The sequence below is a fragment of the Candidatus Phytoplasma asiaticum genome (assembly GCF_015100165.3).
GTDB lineage: Bacteria > Bacillota_I > Bacilli_A > Acholeplasmatales > Acholeplasmataceae > Phytoplasma > Phytoplasma citri.
Window position 1 is genome coordinate 347,945 of the sequence record NZ_CP097206.1, and the last position, 22,154, is coordinate 370,098.

A 22,154-nucleotide genomic window follows, 5' to 3' on the forward strand; every position below is an offset into this window, starting at 1 on the left:
ATTTTGTGAATAAATTTTCTTGTTTTCTATTTAGAGGTTTTAATACGGATAGATTAATTGCGTTTTATGCAGCGATTTATATTTGCTGTTTTATTTACAATCAGCCCCCGTCCAAACCGGACAAGCAAGTTTCCAAGCATCCGGCTTTCCCTAATTTACTCTCTTGCGAGAACTAATTTTCCCTTGCGGTTAATTAGCTATTTATTCTTATCGTTCTTGTTCTTTTGATATCATGTATTTGTTGATTGGTTACCTTACGATGACAATCTTTACACAATACCTTGGTACTTTTATTCATAATACTCTGGCGGTTCGCGTTGCGAACTGTCCCAATGTGATGAATTTGGAGTTGGGTTGTTTTGTCGCAGTTTTCGCAACGTTCCGCTTTCAGGCGGTCAGTTAGGTGCGTACGACCTTGGAATATATATCTATTAATGGTAATATCCGGATTTCCCTTATAGTTACGCATTTTTTTAATTTTATCCCAAGAGTAAACGTCCCATGATTCATATTGAGTCTTTCCTTTGTTAATATAGGAAATACCCCAAGTTGAACCTGTCTTCAGTTTCTTTCGAACTCTGGCAATCGACGTTTTTCGTTTTCTTGCCAGCGTTTTCAAACAGCTATATTCCGCTAGATAGTTTAGATAGGTTAAAACACCGAGATTGTTAGCCAAACAAAAGTATTGGATAATTCCTCTAACGATTGCTTTGTAGGTTCGGATTATCTCTAATTCGTCTCTATCCGCTAATGTTTCGTCGTGTTTCACCTTCCCCACTTTTAACCAATTATATTCGTGTCCATATTCCTTGGCTTTCGCTTTGGGAATCTGGATTTGAACTTTACCGTTTAAGGAATTCTTTGCAGTTTTCCTCTCACGAGTTTTATTGGTTGGTTTAACCTTGATCATGTAGGATAGAAACCTAGTTCCTTTGTTGGCTTTCACAATTTTTGATTTGTCCTTACTAATGGTAAGTTTCAAATCTTGTTCTAACCATTGCGTTACTTGATTCTTAATCCCTTCAGCTTTGTCATACTCGCCTTTAACGCCAATGATAAAATCATCAGCATAGCGGATGTACTCAACTCTTGGATTTGGGTTTAGATTGATGAAGCTATCAATCCCCAGTTGATGGTGCTGGTTTTTAAACCATGCTTTCCCATATTCTGGGCTCTTCTTCCAAATTGGCTTTCCTTTTTTAATTAGTTCATCCATTTTAAGGTCGATGTAATGTAAATATACATTCGCCAACAAGGGAGAAATGATTCCTCCTTGAGGAGAACCTGATAAAGATTCGTATCTGATCCCATCTTTCATGAAGCCGGCTTTCAACCATTTGTTAATGGTTGAGAGGACTTTATTCTTTCTGATGAACCGATTTAAGGTTCTTATGAGAATCTCGTGATTGATGGTATCAAAGTAACCTTTTAAGTCGATTTTGACGATGTAGTCAATTCCTTTAAATCTTTGTTTGACGCGTTTGATGGCGTCGTGGCAAGATTTTTTGGTTCTAAATCCAAAGCTCCATTCTGAAAAGATATTTTCAAAATAGGGAGTTAAGAGTTGTTCGAGACATTTTTGTATTAGCCGGTCCTTGATAGTAGGTAGCCCCAGGGGTCTGGTTCCTTTATTATCACTAGGAATGAGAATTCTTTTAACTGGTTTGGGGTTATAACCATTATTGACGTATTCCTGATGGTATCTTTCTAGTCTTTCTAGATTAATCCCATCAATGGTTTCATTGTCAACACCTGGCGTACCCGCTCCTTTATTAGCAGCGATTCTGTTGAATGCTGTTAACGTGTTATAGAAATTATTCATTCCTTGTTGTAGCTCTCTTTTTAGAGAGTAACCGTTTGATGAACGATGTTGAATTCTATTCAATGTTCGCGAAAGTTTAGTTTCGAGTGAAACAGTTGTTGACATAATATCAACCACTTTCTTGATGCCACTGAATAAATAGTAAATTACTTTCTTCTTTCGCCCTATAAGAGCAGTTAACTCTCTTCTCGGTAAGCCGATTAACTAAATTATTCCAAATTTAGGTTTACCCTTACGACTACTAAAAAGATGCTTTATCCTTGACCATCCGGGCTTTTATTTCCGGATTAGTAAATTTAATTACTTGGTTTTAGGATTCTCCAAGTTACGCTAAATTTCGACCTTAATTCCTTAGGGGAAGTATCCTTCTTCTTGGAAGGCTGATTCCAGGTTTTCTTTATTTGATAAACTACTCCGTACTTTTAGTATATACTAGTAGACTCTGGACTGTCCGTTTCAGCAACTTACGGGAAAGGTTCTTCTATTACATCAATTGTCCTTCTTAGGCCATTTCAGGCTTCTCCATCGAATTATTTGGTGGCGGCATCATCTTGACTAATTTGCTTTCGTCGCAACCCGCTTTTATGGTCTGCTTTAATTCAATATTCTTTCGTTTATCAAATCGACCATTTCCTTTCAGGGTTTATCAGCCCTGGCTATTGGTTAAATAGCACGAAATTTAGGCCTCTCTGGCGCCCCTAAAATAGAAGTAATATTTAATCGATTAGCTCCTCTAATATCTGTGGCTAATTGATCTCCGATCATGATCGCTTCTTGAGTTTGTATTTGAGTTAAACTTAAAACTTTGCGAAAACCCCAAGATGAAGGTTTTTTATGTAACAAATTAAGATAAACATAATTCCAATTAGGTTCTAAAATTTTTTTTAATTTACGATTAGAAGCATTTGAAAGAATAATTATTTGAAATTTTTTACTAATATTTGTTAATAAATTGTAAACTTTATTATCTAATGTTGTTTGATAGGGTTCTATAAGAGTATTGTCCAAATCAAATAATAAAACTTTAAAATTTTTTCGAAAAAAATATTCGAAAGGAATTTCAAAAACAGAATCATAATAAAAATTAGGTATATAATGAAAGTAATTTTCTAATTTTATAATTTTCATATTTTCATATCAAATTAATGTATTTTCAAAATTTTAATATCAATAATTTTACCAGTTTCAGATTTATATTTTACTTGATCACCTTCTTTATGACCTTGTAAACTTTGTCCAATAGGAGATTCGATAGAAAATTTATTATTTAAAGGATCTACTTCTAAAATTCCAACTAAATGTAATTTTAAAATTTGCATATTATCTAAAAACTGAATATCTACTGTATTACCGATAGTAACAATTTCTTTATTTTGATTAAAATGATCAATTATTTCCATATTTTTTAAGATATTTTTGATTTCAGAAATTCTTGTTTCTATTATTATTTGTTCATTAGTAGCAGCAGCATAGTCAGCATTTTCACTTAAATCACCTTGATCACGAGCCTCTTTTAAAGAAATTAAATTTTCACTTCTTTTAGTAGAAGTTAAATGCTCTAATTCTTGTTTTAATTTATTTAAACCTTCTTGAGTTAACTTATAAATTTGTTTATCTTTATGAATATTTTTTTTATCAACTTTATATTTATTCGCATAAGAATCAATAATATCATGATTCATAATAACTAACCTCTTTTTTTTATTGTGTTTTTATACTAGATAATTCATTTTATCGTCTAAATATATATGTAGATGGTAAAAAATTTTTACAAGAAATACTTAAACCATCCCCTACATCGGTAAATATAGTTTTAAAAAAATAATTATTTTTTAAATATATTTTAAATTTTTGTATTTTATTCAGAATTTTACAAACATTTTTAGAATTATTTTTTTTCATAAACAAATTATGAAAATTTAAATTATCACAAATAATAAAACCATTATTTTTGAGAAATTTTTGGTATTTTTCGAATAACTTACAATATTGTGATTTAGCGCCATCAATAAAAATTAAATCATAATTTTTTTTAGGTTCATATATTAAAGCTTCTGTCCAAATTACTTTAATCTTAAAAGGTGTGTTAAAAAATATTTTTTTAGCCAATTGATAATAATTATATTTTCGTTCTAATGTTTCAATTTGATTATCCGGATTACACATGGTTAATGATACGGATAGATTAATTGCGTTTTATGCAGCGATTTGTATTTGCTGTTTTATTTACAATCAGCCCCCGTCCAAACCGGACAAGCAAGTTTCCAAGCATCCGGCTTTCCATAATTTACTCTCTTGCGAGAACTAATTTTCCCTTGCGGTTAATTAGCTATTTATTCTTATCGTTCTATTCTTCCTGATATCATGTGTTTGTTGATTGGTTATCTTGCGATGGCAATCTTTACATAATACCTTGGTACTTTTATTCATAATACTCTGGCGGTTCGCGTTGCGAACTGTCCCAATGTGATGAATTTGAAGTTGGGTTGTTTTATTGCAGTTCTCACAACATTCCGCTTTCAAACGGTCAGTTAGATGCGTGCGACCTCGGAATATAAATCTATTAATGGTAATATCCGGATTTCCCTTATAGTTACGCATTTTTTTAATTTTATCCCAAGTGTAAACGTCCCATGATTCATATTGAGTCTTTCCTTTGTTAATATAGGAAATACCCCAAGTTGAACCTGTCTTCAGTTTCTTTCGAATTCTGGCAATCGACGTTTTTCGTTTTCTTGCCAGCGTTTTCAAACAGCTATATTCCGCTAGATAGTTTAGATAGGTTAAAACACCGAGATTGTTAGCCAAACAAAAGTATTGGATAATTCCTCTAACGATTGCTTTGTAGGTCCGGATTATCTCTAATTCGTCTCTATCCGCTAATGTTTCGTCGTGTTTCACCTTCCCCACTTTTAACCAATTATATTCGTGTCCATATTCTTTGGCTTTCGCTTTGGGAATCTGGATTTGAACTTGGCCATTTAAGGAATTCTTTGTAGTTTTCCTTACCCGAGTTTTATTGGTGGGATTTACCTTTATCATGTAGGATAAGAACCTTGTGCCTTTGTTAGCTTTCACAATTTTTGATTTGTCCTTACTAATGGTAAGTTTCAAATCTTGTTCTAGCCATTGCGTTACTTGATTCTTAATCGCTTCGGCTTTGTCATATTCACCTTTAACGCCGATGATAAAATCATCAGCGTAACGGATGTACTCAACTCTTGTCTTTTGATTTAAATTGATATACCTATCAACCCCCAGTTGATGGTGCTGGTTTTTACGCCATGCTTTCCGATATTCTGGGCTCTTCTTCCAAATTGGCTTTCCTTTTTTAATTAGTTCATCCATTTTAAGGTCGATGTAATGTAAATATACATTCGCCAACAAGGGAGAAATGATTCCTCCTTGAGGAGAACCTGATAAAGATTCGTATCTGATCCCATCTTTCATGAAGCCGGCTTTCAACCATTTGTTAATAGTTGAGAGGACTTTATTCTTTCTGATGAACCGATTTAAAGTTCGCATGAGAATCTCATGATTGATGGTATCAAAGTAGCCTTTTAAGTCGATTTTGACGATGTAGTCAATTCCTTTAAATCTTTGTTTAACGCGTTTTATAGCGTCATGACAAGATTTTTTGGTTCTAAATCCAAAGTTCCATTCTGAAAAGATATTTTCAAAATAGGGAGTTAAGAGTTGTTCGAGACATTTTTGTATTAGCCGGTCCTTGATAGTAGGTAGCCCCAGGGGTCTGGTTCCTTTATTATCGCTAGGAATGAGAATTCTTTTAACTGGTTTGGGGTTATAACCATTATTGACGTATTCCTGATGGTATCTTTCTAGTCTTTCTAGATTAATCCCATCAATGGTTTCATTGTCAACACCTGGCGTACCCGCTCCTTTATTAGCAGCGATTCTATTGAATGCTGTTAACGTGTTATAGAAATTATTCATTCCTTGTTGCAGCTCTCTTTTTAGAGAGTAACCGTTTGATGAACGATGTTGAATTCTATTCAATGTTCGCGAAAGTTTAGTTTCTGGTGAAACGGTTGTTGACATCATTTATCAACCCCTTCCTTGATACCATTGAATAAATAGTAAATTACTATCTTCTTTCGCCCTATAAGAGTTATTAACTCTCTTCTGGGTAAGACGATTAACTAAACTATTCCAAATTTAGGTTTACCCTTACGACTACTAAAAAGATTCTTTATCCTTGACCATCCGGGCTTTTATTTCCGGATTAGTAAATTTAATTACTTCGTTTTAGGATTCTCCAAGTTACACTAAATTTCTACCTTAATTCTTTAGGGGAAGTATCCTCTTTAGCGAGGCTGATTCCAGGTTTCTTTATTTGATAAACTACTCAATACATAGTGCATATATTAGTAGACTCTGGACTGTCCGTTTCAGCAACTTTCTGAACAGGTTTCGGTATGACATCATTTTCTTCTTAGGCCATCACAGGCTTCTCCATGGAATTATTTGGTGGCGGAGTCATCTTTGACTAATTTGCTTTCGTCGCAACCCGCTTTTATGGTCTGCTATAATTTGACATTCTTTCGTTTGTCAAACCGACCATCTCCTCTCAGAGTTTATCGGCTCTGGCTATTGGTTAGATAGCAAGAAATTTAGGCCTCTTTGGCGCCCCACTATAACCGATAGCAGTGCCTATTTCTAAAATATCTATTATTTTTTTTTGATTAACAAAGTTTTCTAAAAATAAACCAGTTTCTTCGTGAATAATAGGTATACGCTCTTTTATAGCATATTTTTTTATTTTTTTTAAATATTTTTTTTTTATTTTATAAAATATAGACATATGTGAATTCTTTATAAATTTATGTTTATTTAAATAGATTTATGATAATTTAAAAAATTTTGTAAAATTACCTTAGCAGCCATTTCATCTTTTAATTTAAATATTTTAGTTTTTTTATATTGAGCTTGATACATATTATTAATTGCTTCTTTAGTTGAAAGTCGTTCATCCCACAAAACTATTTGAACAAATGGAAAAGATTTCTTAATTCTTTTGCTAAAAGAAATACTAATTTTAGATTTAATTCCTATATTATTGTTCATATGTTTAGGATCTCCTAAAACAATTGTATTAATATTAAGTTCGGTAATTATTTTAGATAAAGGCAAAACTAATTGATGATATTGATGCCTTTGAAATTTAATAGTTTTTAAATTTTTGGCAATAATTCCAAATTGAGAAAATGAAATTCCCAAAGTTTTTTCTCCCAAATCTAAACCTAAAAAATTTTGCTCTTTTATAAACATTTTAACCATTCTTGCTGCAATATTATTAATTTATCTTTGTTATAACTAATACTTTTAGCAAAATTTGCATTTCCCCCGCCTTTTCCTTCAATGATAATATTTACACGATTTATAAAATTTTTAGCATTAATACTATCAATATTACTTTTACAAACCAAAATAAAATATTCGGATTTTTGCTTATATAAACATAAAAAATTAATTTTTAATTTTTGTATTAAATAATCTAAAAGATTTTTCAACATATTTTCATCAATATCGATATTATCGCAATACGGATAGATTAATTGCGTTTTATGCAGCGATTTATCTTTGCTGTTTTATTTACAATCAGCCCCCGTCCAAACCGGACAAGCAAGTTTCCAAGCATCCGGCTTTCCCTAATTTACTCTCTCTCGAGAACTAATTTTCCTCACGGTTAATTAGTTATTTATTCTTATCGTTCTTATTCTTTCTGATATCATGTATCTGTTGATTGGTTACCTTACGATGACAATCTTTACACAATACCTTGGTACTTTTATTCATAATACTCTGGCGGTTCGCGTTGCGGACCGTGCCAATGTGATGAATTTGAAGTTGGGTTGTTTTTTCGCAGTTCTCACAACGTTCCGCTTTTAGACGGTCAGTTAGATGTGTACGACTCTGGAATAAAAATCTATTGATGGTAATATCAGGGTTTCCCTTGTATTTACGCATTTTTTTGATTTTATCCCAAGAGTAGACAACCCAGGGTTCGTGTTGGGTTTTCCCTCTATTAAGATAAGGAATGCCCCAAGTTGAACCTCTATTAAGTTTCTTTCGAACTCTGGCAATCGATGTTTTCCATTTTCTTGCCAGTGTCTTCAAACAGCTATATTCAGCTAGATAATTTAGATGGGTTAAAACACTGAGATTGTTAGCCAAACAAAAGTATTGGATAATTCCTCTAACGATTGTTTTGTAGGTTCGGATTATCTCTAATTCGTCTCTACCCGCTAATGTTTCGTCGTGTTTCGCCTTTCCCTTGTTTAACCAATTATATTCGTATCCGTATTCTTTGGCTTTCGCTTGGGGAATTTGGATTTGAACTTTACCGTTGAAAGAATTCTTTGCGGATTTCCTTGTACGAGTTTTATTGGTGGGATTTACCTTTACCATGTAGGATAGAAACCTAGTTCCTTTGCTGGCTTTAACAATCTTCGACTTGTTCTTACTGATAGTAAGTTTTAAATCTTGTTCTAGCCATTGTGTAACTTGGTTTTTAATACTGCATGCCTTACTATAATCCCCCTTAACGCCAATGATAAAGTCATCAGCATAACGGATATATTCAACCCTTATTTTTGGATTTAGATTGATATGTCTATCAACTCCCAGATTATGATGTTGGTTTTTAAACCATGCTTTCTTATATTCCGGATTATCCTTCCAAATCGGTTTCCCTTCTTTAATTAGTTCTCCCATTTTTAGGTCGATGTAATGTAAATATACATTCGCCAGCAAGGGGGAAATAATTCCTCCTTGAGGAGAGCCTGACAAAGATTCGTGTTTGATACCGTCTTTCATGAATCCGGCTTTCAACCATTTGTTAATGGTTGAGAGGACTTTATTCTTTCTGATGAACCGATTTAAGGTTCTTATGAGAATCTCATGATTGATGGTATCAAAGTAGCCTTTTAAGTCGATTTTGACGATGTAGTCAATTCCTTTAAATCTTTGTTTAACGCGTTTTACAGCGTCATGACAAGATTTTTTGGTTCTAAATCCAAAGCTCCATTCTGAAAAGATATTTTCAAAATAGGGAGTTAAGAGTTGTTCCAGGCATTTTTGTATTAACCGATCTTTGATGGTCGGTAAACCCAAAGGTCTGGTTCCTTTATTATCACTAGGAATGAGAATTCTTTTAACTGGTTTGGGGTTATAACCATTATTGACGTATTCCTGATGGTATCTTTCTAGTCTTTCTAGATTAATCCCATCAATGGTTTCATTGTCAACACCTGGCGTACCCGCTCCTTTATTAGCAGCGATTCTGTTGAATGCTATTAACGTGTTATAGAAATTATTCATTCCTTGTTGCAGCTCTCTTTTTAGAGAGTAACCGTTTGATGAACGATGTTGAATTCTATTCAATGTTCGCGAAAGTTTAGTTTCGAGTGAAACAGTTGTTGACATAATATATCAACCCCTTCCTTGATACCATTGAATAAATAATAAATTACTTTCTTCTTTCGCCCTATAAGAGTGATTAACTCTCTTCTTGGTAAGGCGATTAACTAAATTATATCAAATTTAGGTTTACTCTTACGACTACTAAGAAGATGCTTTATCCTTGACCGTCCGGGCTTCATTTCCGGATTAGTAAACTTAATTACTTAGTTTTAGGATTCTCCAAGTTACTCTAAATTTCTACCTTAATTCCTTAGGTGAAGTACCCTCTTTTAGGAGGCTGATTCCAGGTTTCCTTTATCTGATAAATTACTCAGTACTTAAGTTGTATACTAGTAGTCTCTGGACTGTCCGTTTAAGCAACTTCCGGGACAGGTTATGCTATTACATCAATTTTCCTTCTTAGGCCATTTCAGGCTTCTCCATCGAATTATTTGGTGGCGAAGTCTTTTTGACTAATTTGCTTTCGTCGCAACCCGCTTTTATGGTCTGCTGTAATTTGACATTCTTTCGTTTGTCAAACCGACCATATCCTTTCAGAGTTTATCAGCTCTGGCTATTGGTTAGATAGCACGAAATTTAGGCCTCTTTGGCGCCCACTTAAAAACATACAAGGTTCTATTTTAGAAGGTATAATTTTTTCAGCTTCTTTAATCATTTTTATAATATTCTTTTGATAAATTTTTTTTTGTATTTTCGACCACAATTTTTGTAATTCTTCGCAATAATCTTTATAAATAAAAATACTTTTATAACTATCTTTATCTTCTTTAAATTGAGGAATATTAACTTTATTATTCAAATCATCATAATAATATTGTTCTATTTGATGCAATATTTTTTGTTCTTGGATACGTAAATGTTTAGTTTTAGAATCAAAACCAAGAATAATATTATTAGTAGTGGTTGTTGCTTCTATTCTGTAAATTCCAGAACCAATAGAAACATAAGACAAAATAGCGAATTTTTCCAAAAATAAAGTATTAAAAGCATGAGTTCCACCGCATAATTGAGTTGAAATATTCTTAATTTCGATTACTCTCACAATATCATTATACTCGATTTGTTCAAGCAATTGTATTTTTTGATCTTGAGCTTCTTTAAAAGTCATTATTTTGACATTTATAGGATATTTTTCATTAATCCATGAATTTATTTTGTTTTCTATAGAAATTAGATCATCTAAAGATAAAGATTTATAATAATTAAAATCAAATTTTAAAATTTTATGATTCAAAAAAGAACCACATTGTTGTATATCAGGATTAAATAATTTTTTTAAAGCAGCATGTAATAAATGAGTCGCTGTATGATTTAAAGAAATTAAATGTCTTTTTTGTAAATCAATACATGTGTTAACTTGTTGACCTAATTCAAAATAATCTTTTGTATAATGTAAAAATTGACCATGAGGTAATTTAATAACTTTCTCAATATAACTTTGATTAATCATACCAAAATCTGAAATTTGGCCTCCCATTTCAGCATAAAAAGGAGTTTTGTCCAAAATAATTCCATTTTCAAAAATTTTAATAACTTTAGCCGAAGTACTAAAACATTTATAACCTACAAATTCACTTTTAAGAGTAAAATTATAATATTCATTATTTTGATAATTTTTATTTTTAAACACTATTTTACCTTGATTAGATGATATTTTTTTTTGTTTTTCTAAAATCTTTTCAAATTCGTTTTTTTCTGCTAAAATTTTATAATTTTTAGCATATTCTAAAATGATATCCGGGGGCAATCCATAAGTATCATAAAGTTTAAAAAAATCTTTAGCCAAAAGTTTTTTGGAAATTTTAGTAAATTCTAAAAATTTATTTTTTCCTTCTTGTAAAGTTAATAAAAACTTCTGTTCTTCTGTTAAAATGATTTGTTGAATAATTGATATTTTTGATTTTAAATATGGATAAAAATCTTCCATTATATCAACTACTGTAGGCACTAATTTAAATAAAAAAGGATCATTAAATCCTAATTTAATTCCTTTTTGGAAAGCTCTTCTTAAAAGTTTTTTTAAAATATAACCTCTACCATCATTAGATAACATAACTCCGTCAGCAATCCCAAAAACTAAAGCTCTAATATGATCAGAAATAATTTGAAAAATTTCTTGATTTTCATCTAACCGATATATTATATTGCTTAAAATAGAAATTTTTTGAATAATAGGCAAAAACAAATCAGTTTCAAAATTATTATTTTTATTTTGCAAAATACAAGTTAAACGTTCTAGACCTACTCCAGTATCAATATTTTTATTGGGTAATTCCTGATAAACTTTGCGATTATTTTTAATTTCTAAATTATATTGAGAAAAAACAATGTTCCAAATTTCAATAAAACGGTTATTGTTAATGTTATTTAAAATTAAATTATGATTACGCGAATCATATGCCGGTCCACGGTCAAAAAAAATTTCGGTACAAGGGCCACACGGTCCTTCACCTATTTCCCAAAAATTTTCTTTTAAAGCAATTAAATGATTTTTATCAATGCCTTTTTGTAACCAATACTCATAAGTTTCTAAATCTTTTTCAAAATAAGTAATATATAATTTGCGAAAATCTAAGGCTAAAAATTCATGAGATGTTAAAAATTCAAAAGCGAATTCGATAGCTTCTTTTTTAAAATAATCTCCAATAGAGAAATTTCCTAACATTTCAAAAAAAGTATGATGACGAGAAGTTTTTCCTACCATATCAATATCATTAGCTCTTAAACATTTTTGAATATTAACTATACGTTTGTGATGAGGAATTACGGAACCATTAAAATACTTTTTTAAAGGTGCTACACCAGCATTAATCCATAACAAAGTAGGATCTTTATCTGGTATTAAAGATGCTGATGATTCTATTTTATGTTGTTTAGATTTAAAAAAATTTAGCCATATATTACGAATTTCTTGAGATGTTTTAATGTTGATCATATTAATGCCTTTTTTATTTAAAATATTAATTTTTTTCAATATGATTAATTCGTATTTTGTATTTTTGAAATTAATTTATTTTTATAAAAACTACTACCATTTTTAGTTAAACGATGAGGTAAAGTGAATTTATTAGTATCAGGATACGGATAGATTAATTGCGTTTTATATAGCGATTTGTATTTGCCATTTTATTTACAATCAGCCCCCGTCCAAACCGGACAAGCAAGTTTCCAAGCATCCGGCTTTCCATAATTTACTCTCTTGCGAGAACTAATTTCCCCTCGCGGTTAATTAGCTATTTATTCTTATCGTTCTTGTTCTTTTGATATCATGTATTTGTTGATTGGTTATCTTGCGATGACAATCTTTACACAATACCTTTGTTCTTTTATTCATGATACTTTGGTAGTTCGCATTGCGGACCGTGCCAATGTGGTGAATTTGGAGTTGAGTTGTTTTGTCGCAGTTCTCACAACGTTCCGCTTTTAGGCGGTCAGTTAGATGTGTACGACTCTGGAATAAAAATCTATTGATGGTAATATCCGGATTTCCCTTATAGTTACGCATTTTTTTAACTTTATCCCAAGAGTAGACAACCCATGTTTCATATTGGGTTTTCCCCTTATTAAGATAAGGAATAGCCCAAGTTGAACCTCTATTAAGTTTCTTTCGAACTCTAGCAATCGATGTTTTCCATTTTCTTGCTAGTGTCTTCAAACAGCTATATTCGGCTAGATAATTTAGATGGGTTAAAACACCGAGATTGTTAGCCAAACAAAAGTATTGGATAATTGCTCTAACAATTGTTTTGTAGGTTCGGATTATCTCTAATTCGTCTCTACCCGCTAATGTTTCGTCGTGTTTCGCCTTTCCCTTGTTTAACCAATTATATTCGTATCCGTATTCTTTGGATTTCGCTTGGGGAATTTGGATTTGAACTTTACCGTTGAAGGAATTCTTTGTGGATTTCCTTGTACGGGTTTTATTGGTGGGATTTACCTTTACCATGTAGGATAGAAACCTAGTTCCTTTGCTGGCTTTGACAATCTTTGACTTGTTCTTACTGATCGTAAGTTTTAAATCTTGTTCTAACCATTGCGTTACTTGGTTCTTAATCCCTTTGGCTTGGTTATATTCGCCTTTGACGCCAATGATAAAGTCATCAGCGTAACGAATGTATTCGACTCTAGGTTTTGGATTTAGATTGAGCCATCTATCGGCCCCCAGTTTGTGATGTCGGTTTTTTAACCGTGCTCTCTCATATTCTGGGTTGCTTTTCTTAATTGGCTTTCCTTCTTTGATCAGTTCTTCCATTTTTAGATCGATGTAATGCAAATATAAATTCGCTAGTAAGGGAGAGATAATCCCTCCCTGAGGAGATCCAGATAAGGATTCGTATTTGATTCCGTTTTTCATGAAGCCAGCTTTCAACCATTTGTTAATAGTTGAGAGGACTTTATTCTTTCTGATGAACTGATTTAGGGTTCTCATAAGAATTCCATGATTGATGGTATCAAAGTAGCCTTTTAAGTCGATTTTGATAATGTAGTCAATTCCTTGAAATCTTTGTTTAACGCGTTTTACAGCGTCATGGCAAGATTTTTTGGTTCTGAATCCGAAGCTCCATTCTGAAAAAATATTCTCAAAATAGGGAGTTAAGAGTTGTTCGAGGCATTTTTGTATTAGCCTGTCCTTGATAGTAGGTAGCCCCAGAGGTCTAGTCCTTTTGTTATCACTAGGGATGAGAATTCTTTTAACTGGTTTGGGGTTATAACCATTATTGACGTATTCCTGATGGTATCTTTCTAGTCTTTCTAGATTAATCCCATCAATGGTTTCATTGTCAACACCTGGCGTACCCGCTCCTTTATTAGCAGCGATTCTGTTGAATGCTGTTAACGTGTTATAGAAATTATTCATTCCTTGTTGCAGCTCTCTTTTTAGAGAGTAACCGTTTGATGAACGATATTGAATTTTATCCAATGTTCGCGAAAGCTTAGTTTCGAGTGAAACGGTTGTTGACATAATATATCAACCCCTTCCTCGATGCCATTGAATAAATAGTAAATTACTATCTTCTTTCGCCCTATAAGAATTATTAACTCTCTTCTGGGTAAGACGATTAACTAAACTATTCCAAATTTAGGTTTACTCTTACGACTACTAAAAAGATTCTTTATCCTTGACCATCCAGACTTTCATTTCCAGATTAGTAAACTTAATTACTTAGTTTTAGGATTCTCCAAGTTACACTAAATTTCGACCTTAATTCTTTAGGGGAAGTATATCCTCTTTAGAGAGGCTGATTCCAGGTTTCTTTAGCTGATAAACTACTCAATACTTATGTCTTATATTAGTAGAATCTGGACTGTCCGTCTAAGCAACTTCCGAACAGGTTTTGGTATTACATCATTTTCCTTCTTAGGCCATCTCAGGCTTCTCCATAGAATTATTTGGTGGCGGAATCATCTTGACTAATTTGCTTTCGTCGCAACCCGCTTTTATGGTCTGCTGTAATTTGACATTCTTTCGTTTGTCAAACCGACCATCTCCTTTCAGAGTTTATCATCCCTGGCTATTGGTTAGATAGCACGAAAATTTAGGCTTCTTTGGCGCCCACATAATACCAAAGTAGGTGTTTTTAATTTGTAATGAGTACGTCTTTTTCTTTTAGCAGTTTTACTAGTTCTTCTAAAGGGGACAGCCATTTTAATTTTTCTCCTTTGTCATTATTAAATAAAAAAAAAATTTTTATTTAATAATAAAAATTAATTTTAATTAATGAGTTGTTGCTAATTAACAGAAGTAATTTTTATTATTTTATGGCGTTTGAGGAGGGATTCGAATCGTGATAGAATTACTACATTTCATTATTTCTAACTATTATAATAAGCCCCACACACCACCGGACAAGCTAGTTTCCCAGCATCCGGCGATTATTTAAGTGATAATTTGATTTAGCCTAAAAATTTATAATTTCTTGAGTTTTTCTCCATCTAGATAGATCAAAACTCTTTTTATTCATTTAATATTATTTTAAAACAATAATTTTTAAATAAAACTAAAATATTATTTAAAAATTCGCTAAACCTTCACAAAAATTTCCTCTTTCGCCTTGTACCAAGCTTTCCTTGGCTCCTTGGTGAGTCAGTTTAACCAAATATTCCAACTTGATTCTTAAATTTCTCACGACTACTATGATTCTGCTTTCTCCTTGCCTCTCATTTAACCTAGTTTTAATAACTATTTTGAGGTTTAGGAGGATTAAAGTTACTCTAATATTTACCATTATTGACTTTTAGGCGGGATGACCAAAACTTAAATTTAAAATATAGTTTAAATTAAATAAATCTTTTTTTAAGTTTTGGTAGGTTTCGAGTTTTTTTGATAATACCATGAAATAGGGATTCATTTTCATAGTTACTCGAATTGATAGTTAAAAAAGATAGTTTGCTATCAGTTCCGGATTACTCCTTTTTATTCCCTTAGCCTCATTTCAGAGGTTATCCGTGAGTCATAATTCAGTTCACAGAAATTCCTAGACGAAACTATCTCATCCGTTTTCCATTTTTATAGTCTACTATAATTATTATTTCTTTCGTTATAATAACCGACTATATACTGCCACTGATTATCAATACAGTGGATGATTGGTTAAATCATTAGATATTAGGCATCTTTTTCGTCCACCCCCGACCGACGGCTTAGAAGGCCGTTGCTCTATCCTGCTGAGCTACTCAAACATTTTTAAAAAACAACTTATATTATACTAAAAATATATAATTTATAATTAATTTATAAAGGTAAAATTTATTAATAATTGGTTTTATATATTAATATTTTGTTAATCAGATAGTTAATTATCTGATTATTATAAAAATCAAATAACTAAATATCACTCATATCTTTTGGTTTAATTTTAAAAAAAATATAATCAAATTTAATACGGATAGATTATTTGCGTTTCTTTGATAGTTATCAAATATTACAAACAGCCCCCGTCCAAACGGTGCGAGCAAGTTTCCAAGCACACCGCTTTCCCTAATTTATCCCTTTTCCGGGTTTAACTTCGTGTCACCACTGGTTTACTGGTTAAATGTTTATTATTGAACTTTTGTTCTTTTTAACTGGTTTCGAATTGTCTTAGTTATGAATGTATTTTAGATGATATTTATTTAATTTATTTAAATCCATCTTATTTATCGTATTTCCATCAATTCTAGATTTTTTACTTTTTAGTTGGTAGCAACCTGATTAAATGTGAGGGATATATTCGATAATTTTAAAGATCAGTCATAAATCTTATTCATAGTCCGTGGAAGCTTAACTCCAAATCATTCCTAGTTTCCGCGGTCTCAAAAATAAACAATAAATTACTTTCTTCTTTCGCCCTATAAGAGTGATTAACTCTTTTCTCGGTAAGCCGATTAACTAAATTATTCCAAATTTAGGTTTACTCTTACGACTACTAAAAAGATTCTTTATCCTTAACCATCCGGACTTTTATTTCCGGATTAGTAAATTTAATTACTTAGTTTTAGGATTCTCCAAGTTACTCTAAATTTCGACCTTAATTCCTTAGGGGAAGTATCCTCTTTAGGGAGGCTGATTCCAGGTTTTCTTTAGCTGATAAACTACTCCGTACTTCTGATATATACTAGTAGACTCTGGACTGTTCATGTAAGCAAATTTTGAACAGGTTTGTCAATTACCTCAATTTTCCTTCTTAGGCCATTTCAGGCTTCTCCATAGAATTATTTGGTGGCGAAGTCTTTTTGACTAATTTGCTTTTGTCGCAACTCGCTTTTATGGTCTGCTGTAATCTGACATTCTTTCGTTTGCTAGACCGACCATCTCCTTTCAGGGTTTATCGGCCCTGGCTATTGGTTAGATAGCACGAAATTTAGGCCTCTTTGGCGCCCCCAGAAAAAACATAATGTTTTAAAATAATAAAATCATTCTTTTTTAACCAATCAAACAATAAATGTATTTTACTTTGGCAACCTAACAAACATGGTTTAGTAATTGGAGTATTCTTTAATATATTTATAATTGTATAAGCTCCTAAACCACAAATAACTGCTAAATCAAAATCTACAGAAATATTTTGAAAACCATCACTAACAAAAAATTGAACAGGATAATTTTCTAAATTTTTACGAGCTCGAGATAAAGCTTTAGAACTGATATCTACAGCAATTCCTTTGCGGATATATCCTAAATCTAATGCTTTTTTTAATACTAATCCATGATCTGTACCAATATCAGCAACTGTATTATAATTTTTAATTAACGAAGCTATAAATAAAATTCTATTCATATTTATTTTCTATTGATATTTTTATATAAAATTTTTAATTTATTTTGCCTCGAAGGAGATCTTAAACGTCTTAAAGCTTTGGCTTCTATTTGACGAATACGTTCACGTGTAACACCTAATTTAGCTCCAACTTCTTCTAAAGTATGTACTCTGTTATCTCCTTCTAAAATTCCATACCTCATTTTTAAAACAAGTTGTTCTCTAGGAGTTAAAGCTTCTTCTAATGATTCTTCTAAAGTTTTTTTTAAAGTTTCTTGTAACATATAATCATGAGGAGAAATAGCATTAGGATCGCTAATAAAATCCCCTAAAGAAGAATCATCTTCATCACGAATAGATGTTTCTAAAGAAATAGTTTCTTTTTCGATCATTTGCAAATCATTAATTTTTTTTGTTTCTAAGTTCATAGCTTTAGCTATTTCATGATTTTCTGCCTTTCGAGCTAAATCTTGAGTTAATTTCCCCCTTAAACGTGAAATTTTATTTAAAATATCTGAAACATGAACTGGACATCTGATAGTACGAGATTGATCGGCAACAGCTCTAGTAATAGCTTGTCGAATCCACCAAGTTGCATAAGTAGAAAATTTAAAACCTTTGGTATAATCAAATTTATCTACAGCCCTCATTAATCCCATATTACCTTCTTGAATTAAATCTAAAAATTTAATTTTTCTACCTATATATAATTTAGCTACTGATACTACTAAACGATAATTAGCTTCAATTAATTTATTTTTTGCTATAACAGCTTTGTTAATTGATAATTGAAGTTGTTCTAATTCTTCATTAGTTAGATATATTAATTTATTTTTAAAATCTTCTAATTTTTGTTTAGCTTTTACACCTTCGTAAACTAATTTAGAATTTTCTTTTTCTTTTTCTAAAGTTAATAAGGGTATTTGTCCGATTTCTTTCAAATACATTCTTACCGGATCATCAACTTTAATGGAATTAGCAATTTTTTTTAAATTAAGATCTTCTTGTATGTCTTCGGAACGAATAGTTTCAATATTAATATTTTCATCTTCTAAACCTTCTATGTCTAATGTATCATAATCAGAATTTTCTAAATCACTTTGAGATTTTATTGGTTTAATACTTTTAGATATTTTTTTATTTATTAACTTACCATTAATTAAAAAAAATTTAATCATTTTTTTATAAATATTATTTATATCTTTTGTATTAGAATTAAACCATTTTAATTCTCTTGTGAAAATATTAGCAAGAACTGTTTCACCTATTTTTTCAAATTGCAAAATTTTTTGTTTGTAGATTTTTTTAATTGTCATTTTTAGATTCATCACGAACTCCTATATTTTTTAACTTTAATAACTCTCTTTGTTTACGGGCTATTTCTAATAATATTAATTTTGTTAGATCATTATCTGTTTTGTTATTAGTTTTTATAATTTGTTCTGATAAATTTTGCAATTTATTTTTAAGAATTTTTAATTCTTTTCTCATTTGATCAATTAAATGCCTTTTTAAATAACAATAAAATTCGTTTAAATTTTCGGATTTTTGGATACGTATTTTTTTTTTAAATAAATAATTATTTTTAATTTCTAAAAATAAACCATAAATATCAAATTCTTTTGATAATTCTGATATAAAATCGCCATAAATTTCCATAAAACGTTCTAAATTGATACCATATTTTATTTCATTTTCTGTCGCATCCTTTTGATAATAAATATCAATTTGATCTATTAATTTTAAAATATTTACATCCGAAACTACATAATCATAAATATCATGTTTAATTGATTTTAAATGTTCTGGATTTAATAAAATTTCAATTAAAATTTCTTTTTCTACAAGACTTACAATACTTTTAGTTTTTTTGGGAATTTCTTGAAAATAATTTTGACACATAAGTGTTTTATAATCTTGTAAATTCATAATTTTTGTATTATAAATATCATTAGCTATAAAAAGAGAATATTTTTTATAAATAATTTGAAAATAATCATTTTTAGTTTGTTCATCATAAGATTTAATTAAATTTAAGATATTTTTATTTAAAATGGTTGTATCCAAACCTTTTTCTAAATATTTTTCGATCATATAAAAAACATAATCTTGAGAGTTTTGTAATAATTTTTCATAATTAAAATATTTTTGATTATCCGGATTAGACCAAAATTCATCTGGATCTTGATTATTAGGCGGATGCCAAATAAAAACGCGCATTTTATGTTTAATCAATAATTCAGCCGCTTTATATGTAGCTTCTATCCCCGATTCATCACCATCGAATGCAATTGTAATTTTATTAGTATTTTTTTTTAATAAAGTAATATGTTCTAAAGTTAATTTAGTTCCTAGAGTAGCAATAGTATTATAAATATTAACCTTATAAAAAGCTATAACATCAAAAATACCTTCGCATAAAATAACATTTTGTTTTTGCTTAATAAATTCAAGACTTTCAAATAAATTATATAATACATTAGTTTTTTTAAACAAAATAGTATTGTTATTGAATAAATATTTAAGAATCTTTGGATTATCTTTTAATGAACGACCAGTAAAACCTATAATTTTACCATTTGAATTCGTCAAAGGAAACATAATGCGATCACGAAAAAAACTATAATATTCTTCGGAACTATTTTGCGATTTGCTAACTAAACCTAACGTTAACAAATCTTCTATTTTTAAACCTTTATGTAATAAATGATTTTGAAGAGCCTGAGGATGAACATGTGCGTAACCTAAATGAAATTTATTAATTAATTCTAAAGTTAATTTTCGTTTTTTTAATAAATAATCAGAAGCATAATGATCTTCAATATTATGCAAAATATATTGCAAAGCGCTTTTAAAAAAATCTTGAGCATATTCTAAAATACTTATTAATTTATTTTGTACATAATCTTGAGGTGTATTTAATATTTTTAAATTAAATTTATAATTTAATTCGTGAGCAGCTGATTCTAAAGTTATTTTTTTAAATTTAGCCCAAAAAGCTGTTGGACTCCCCCCTTCATGACAAGCCATACAAACAGCAATATTTTTTTCTGGAGAAACAGAAAAAGAAGGAGTTTTTTCTTCATGAAAAGGACATAAACTCATAAAATTTTTACCTGTTTTTTTTAAAGAAAGGCCTGCTACTTGACTAACTAATTCGTAAATAGAAATTTTTTGATTAATTTGGTCAATAAATGATATTTTTTTTTTAATCTGATTCATATTTATTTTTATTTATTATTATCCAATCGAAATTAATTGAATAATTTATTAATTTATTCAAAAGATATTTTATCAATTAAGTAATTTTTAAGATTTTTCAAAGGTATAAATTCTTGTTTTAAAGAATCTCGATCTCTTATAGATACAATATCTTGTTCTAAAGTTTGATGATCTATTGTACAACAATAAGGTGTGCCAATGGCATCTTGTCTTCTATATCTTTTACCAATACTTTTAGTTTCATCATAAATAACTTCAAAATAATTACATAAAAAACGTTGTATTTGTTTTGCTTTTTCTCGATGAATATTCTTAATTAAAGGCAAAACTGCTATTTTATAAGGAGCTAAAAATGGGTGTATTTTGAATAAAATTCTTTCTGTTTGGTTGTCTAAATTCTCTTTTTGTAAGCAATTCAACATAATAGCTAACAATAACCTTTCAACTCCTACAGAAGGTTCTACAACAAAAGGATAAAATTTATTACCTGTTTGTGGATCTAAATATCTTAAATCTATACCTGAATATTTATGGTGTTGTTTTAAATCAAAATCATTACGTACAGAAATGCCCCATAATTCATCAAAACCCCAAGGAAAATTAAATAAAATATCAGTGGTATCACTAGCATAATGACTTAATTCCGTACGATGGTAATCTTTAAATTTTAAATTTTCTTTTTTTAAACCTAAATTAATTAAAAAATCATAAGTATACTTTTTCCAAAATTCAAACCACTTTAGAGTTTCTTCGGGATGATAAAAAAATTCTAATTCCATTTGTTCGAATTCACAAGTTCTAAAAATAAAATTTCCCGGAGTAATTTCATTCCGAAATGATTTACCAATCTGACCTATACCAAAAGGTATTTTTTTTCTAAAAGTATTTAAAATATTTTTAAAATTAACAAAAATGCCCTGACAAGTTTCTGGTCTCAAAAAAATTATATTATTTTGAGATGGCACCGAACCTTGATGACTTTGAAATAATAAATTAAATTGTTTGACATGAGACCAATTAGAAGTGCCTAAAAGACGATGGGTAATTAAATATTGTGTCATATTTTCTAAAGACATTTCGTTAATATTCACATTCGGATTATGTTCTTTAATTAACTGATCCGCTCTATAACGTTTATTAGTATCCTTGTTTTCTGATAAAGGATCAGTAAAATTTTTAATATGTCCAGATGATTCCCAAATTTTCGGATTTAATATTATACAACTATCTAATAATAATGTATCTTCTCTTTCTTGAAAAAATTTTTTTTGCCAAGCTTTTTTAATATTTTGTTTTAACAAACACCCTAAAGGTCCATAATCAAAAGTATTAGCTAAACCTCCATAAATTTCGCTTCCCGGGAAAATAAAACCATTTTGTTTCGCAAAACTAATTAACTCTTGTAAAGAAAACATTTACTTATCCTTTGC

The 22,154-nt window shown here is 30.3% G+C and carries 16 protein-coding genes and 1 pseudogene; all 17 read right to left on the reverse strand.

Features of this window, described 5'->3' with window-relative positions; all coding sequences use genetic code 11:
- Positions 1 to 193 precede the first annotated feature (193 nt).
- Complete coding sequence (ltrA, locus tag H7686_RS01505) at positions 194 to 1,927, reverse strand: group II intron reverse transcriptase/maturase (protein ID WP_444517522.1); 1,734 nt, start codon at positions 1,925 to 1,927, stop codon at positions 194 to 196.
- Positions 1,928 to 2,485: 558 nt separating this feature from the next.
- Complete coding sequence (locus tag H7686_RS01510; RefSeq protein ID WP_193622155.1) at positions 2,486 to 2,950, reverse strand: YqeG family HAD IIIA-type phosphatase; 465 nt, start codon at positions 2,948 to 2,950, stop codon at positions 2,486 to 2,488.
- Between the two features lie 14 nt (positions 2,951 to 2,964).
- Positions 2,965 to 3,504 (reverse strand): transcription elongation factor GreA, encoded by a 540-nt coding sequence (greA, locus tag H7686_RS01515; RefSeq protein WP_193622154.1) that lies wholly within the window; start codon positions 3,502 to 3,504, stop codon positions 2,965 to 2,967.
- A gap of 49 nt (positions 3,505 to 3,553) precedes the next feature.
- The gene (locus H7686_RS01520; protein WP_444517523.1) at positions 3,554 to 3,988 is read right to left on the reverse strand and encodes an O-methyltransferase; all 435 of its coding nucleotides are present in this window, start codon (positions 3,986 to 3,988) and stop codon (positions 3,554 to 3,556) included.
- Positions 3,989 to 4,147: 159 nt separating this feature from the next.
- Positions 4,148 to 5,881: a reverse transcriptase domain-containing protein gene (locus H7686_RS01525; RefSeq protein WP_444517524.1), complete on the reverse strand. Its 1,734-nt coding sequence runs from the start codon at positions 5,879 to 5,881 to the stop codon at positions 4,148 to 4,150.
- A 556-nt stretch (positions 5,882 to 6,437) separates the two neighbouring features.
- Positions 6,438 to 6,644 carry a hypothetical protein gene (locus H7686_RS01530; RefSeq protein WP_444517525.1) on the reverse strand — a complete coding sequence of 69 codons (207 nt, stop codon included), beginning with the start codon at positions 6,642 to 6,644 and terminating at the stop codon, positions 6,438 to 6,440.
- A 29-nt stretch (positions 6,645 to 6,673) separates the two neighbouring features.
- Positions 6,674 to 7,111: a Holliday junction resolvase RuvX gene (ruvX, locus tag H7686_RS01535; RefSeq protein WP_304513327.1), complete on the reverse strand. Its 438-nt coding sequence runs from the start codon at positions 7,109 to 7,111 to the stop codon at positions 6,674 to 6,676.
- Entirely contained in the window at positions 7,102 to 7,356 is a 255-nt protein-coding gene (locus H7686_RS01540; protein WP_444517526.1) for a hypothetical protein, read from the reverse strand. The genes ruvX and H7686_RS01540 overlap by 10 nt, the downstream gene beginning before the upstream one ends.
- A gap of 181 nt (positions 7,357 to 7,537) precedes the next feature.
- On the reverse strand, positions 7,538 to 9,268 hold the full coding sequence (locus H7686_RS01545) for a reverse transcriptase domain-containing protein (RefSeq protein WP_444517527.1): 1,731 nt from the start codon (positions 9,266 to 9,268) through the stop codon (positions 7,538 to 7,540).
- Positions 9,269 to 9,818: 550 nt separating this feature from the next.
- Positions 9,819 to 12,200, reverse strand: a complete 2,382-nt coding sequence (alaS, locus tag H7686_RS01550; protein ID WP_444517528.1) for an alanine--tRNA ligase — start codon at positions 12,198 to 12,200, stop codon at positions 9,819 to 9,821.
- A 294-nt stretch (positions 12,201 to 12,494) separates the two neighbouring features.
- Complete coding sequence (locus tag H7686_RS01555) at positions 12,495 to 14,228, reverse strand: reverse transcriptase domain-containing protein (protein ID WP_444517529.1); 1,734 nt, start codon at positions 14,226 to 14,228, stop codon at positions 12,495 to 12,497.
- Positions 14,229 to 14,815: 587 nt separating this feature from the next.
- A pseudogene (rpmF, locus tag H7686_RS01560) lies at positions 14,816 to 14,911 on the reverse strand (50S ribosomal protein L32); the annotation flags it as partial.
- 1,191 nt (positions 14,912 to 16,102) lie between these two features.
- Positions 16,103 to 16,234, reverse strand: coding sequence for a hypothetical protein (locus H7686_RS01565; RefSeq protein ID WP_444517530.1), 132 nt, complete (start codon positions 16,232 to 16,234; stop codon positions 16,103 to 16,105).
- An 872-nt stretch (positions 16,235 to 17,106) separates the two neighbouring features.
- Positions 17,107 to 17,523 (reverse strand): tRNA (adenine(22)-N(1))-methyltransferase TrmK, encoded by a 417-nt coding sequence (locus tag H7686_RS01570; RefSeq protein ID WP_193622057.1) that lies wholly within the window; start codon positions 17,521 to 17,523, stop codon positions 17,107 to 17,109.
- A 2-nt stretch (positions 17,524 to 17,525) separates the two neighbouring features.
- A complete protein-coding gene (locus H7686_RS01575; RefSeq protein ID WP_193622058.1) occupies positions 17,526 to 18,830 on the reverse strand; it encodes a sigma-70 family RNA polymerase sigma factor in 1,305 nt (434 codons plus the stop codon).
- Entirely contained in the window at positions 18,808 to 20,724 is a 1,917-nt protein-coding gene (gene dnaG / locus H7686_RS01580; RefSeq protein ID WP_193622059.1) for a DNA primase, read from the reverse strand. The genes H7686_RS01575 and dnaG overlap by 23 nt, the downstream gene beginning before the upstream one ends.
- A gap of 53 nt (positions 20,725 to 20,777) precedes the next feature.
- A complete protein-coding gene (locus H7686_RS01585) occupies positions 20,778 to 22,139 on the reverse strand; it encodes a glycine--tRNA ligase (RefSeq protein WP_193622060.1) in 1,362 nt (453 codons plus the stop codon).
- Positions 22,140 to 22,154 lie beyond the last annotated feature (15 nt).

What these genes read in the sequence shown, in the direction of transcription:
- ltrA (WP_444517522.1), bottom strand. Translation starts at nt 1,927, where the DNA reads ATGTCAACAACTGTTTCACTCGAAACTAAACTTTCGCGAACATTGAAT.
- H7686_RS01510 (WP_193622155.1), bottom strand. Translation starts at nt 2,950, where the DNA reads ATGAAAATTATAAAATTAGAAAATTACTTTCATTATATACCTAATTTT.
- greA (WP_193622154.1), bottom strand. Translation starts at nt 3,504, where the DNA reads ATGAATCATGATATTATTGATTCTTATGCGAATAAATATAAAGTTGAT.
- H7686_RS01520 (WP_444517523.1), bottom strand. Translation starts at nt 3,988, where the DNA reads ATGTGTAATCCGGATAATCAAATTGAAACATTAGAACGAAAATATAAT.
- H7686_RS01525 (WP_444517524.1), bottom strand. Translation starts at nt 5,881, where the DNA reads ATGTCAACAACCGTTTCACCAGAAACTAAACTTTCGCGAACATTGAAT.
- H7686_RS01530 (WP_444517525.1), bottom strand. Translation starts at nt 6,644, where the DNA reads ATGTCTATATTTTATAAAATAAAAAAAAAATATTTAAAAAAAATAAAA.
- ruvX (WP_304513327.1), bottom strand. Translation starts at nt 7,111, where the DNA reads ATGTTTATAAAAGAGCAAAATTTTTTAGGTTTAGATTTGGGAGAAAAA.
- H7686_RS01540 (WP_444517526.1), bottom strand. Translation starts at nt 7,356, where the DNA reads ATGTTGAAAAATCTTTTAGATTATTTAATACAAAAATTAAAAATTAAT.
- H7686_RS01545 (WP_444517527.1), bottom strand. Translation starts at nt 9,268, where the DNA reads ATGTCAACAACTGTTTCACTCGAAACTAAACTTTCGCGAACATTGAAT.
- alaS (WP_444517528.1), bottom strand. Translation starts at nt 12,200, where the DNA reads ATGATCAACATTAAAACATCTCAAGAAATTCGTAATATATGGCTAAAT.
- H7686_RS01555 (WP_444517529.1), bottom strand. Translation starts at nt 14,228, where the DNA reads ATGTCAACAACCGTTTCACTCGAAACTAAGCTTTCGCGAACATTGGAT.
- H7686_RS01570 (WP_193622057.1), bottom strand. Translation starts at nt 17,523, where the DNA reads ATGAATAGAATTTTATTTATAGCTTCGTTAATTAAAAATTATAATACA.
- H7686_RS01575 (WP_193622058.1), bottom strand. Translation starts at nt 18,830, where the DNA reads ATGAATCTAAAAATGACAATTAAAAAAATCTACAAACAAAAAATTTTG.
- dnaG (WP_193622059.1), bottom strand. Translation starts at nt 20,724, where the DNA reads ATGAATCAGATTAAAAAAAAAATATCATTTATTGACCAAATTAATCAA.
- H7686_RS01585 (WP_193622060.1), bottom strand. Translation starts at nt 22,139, where the DNA reads ATGTTTTCTTTACAAGAGTTAATTAGTTTTGCGAAACAAAATGGTTTT.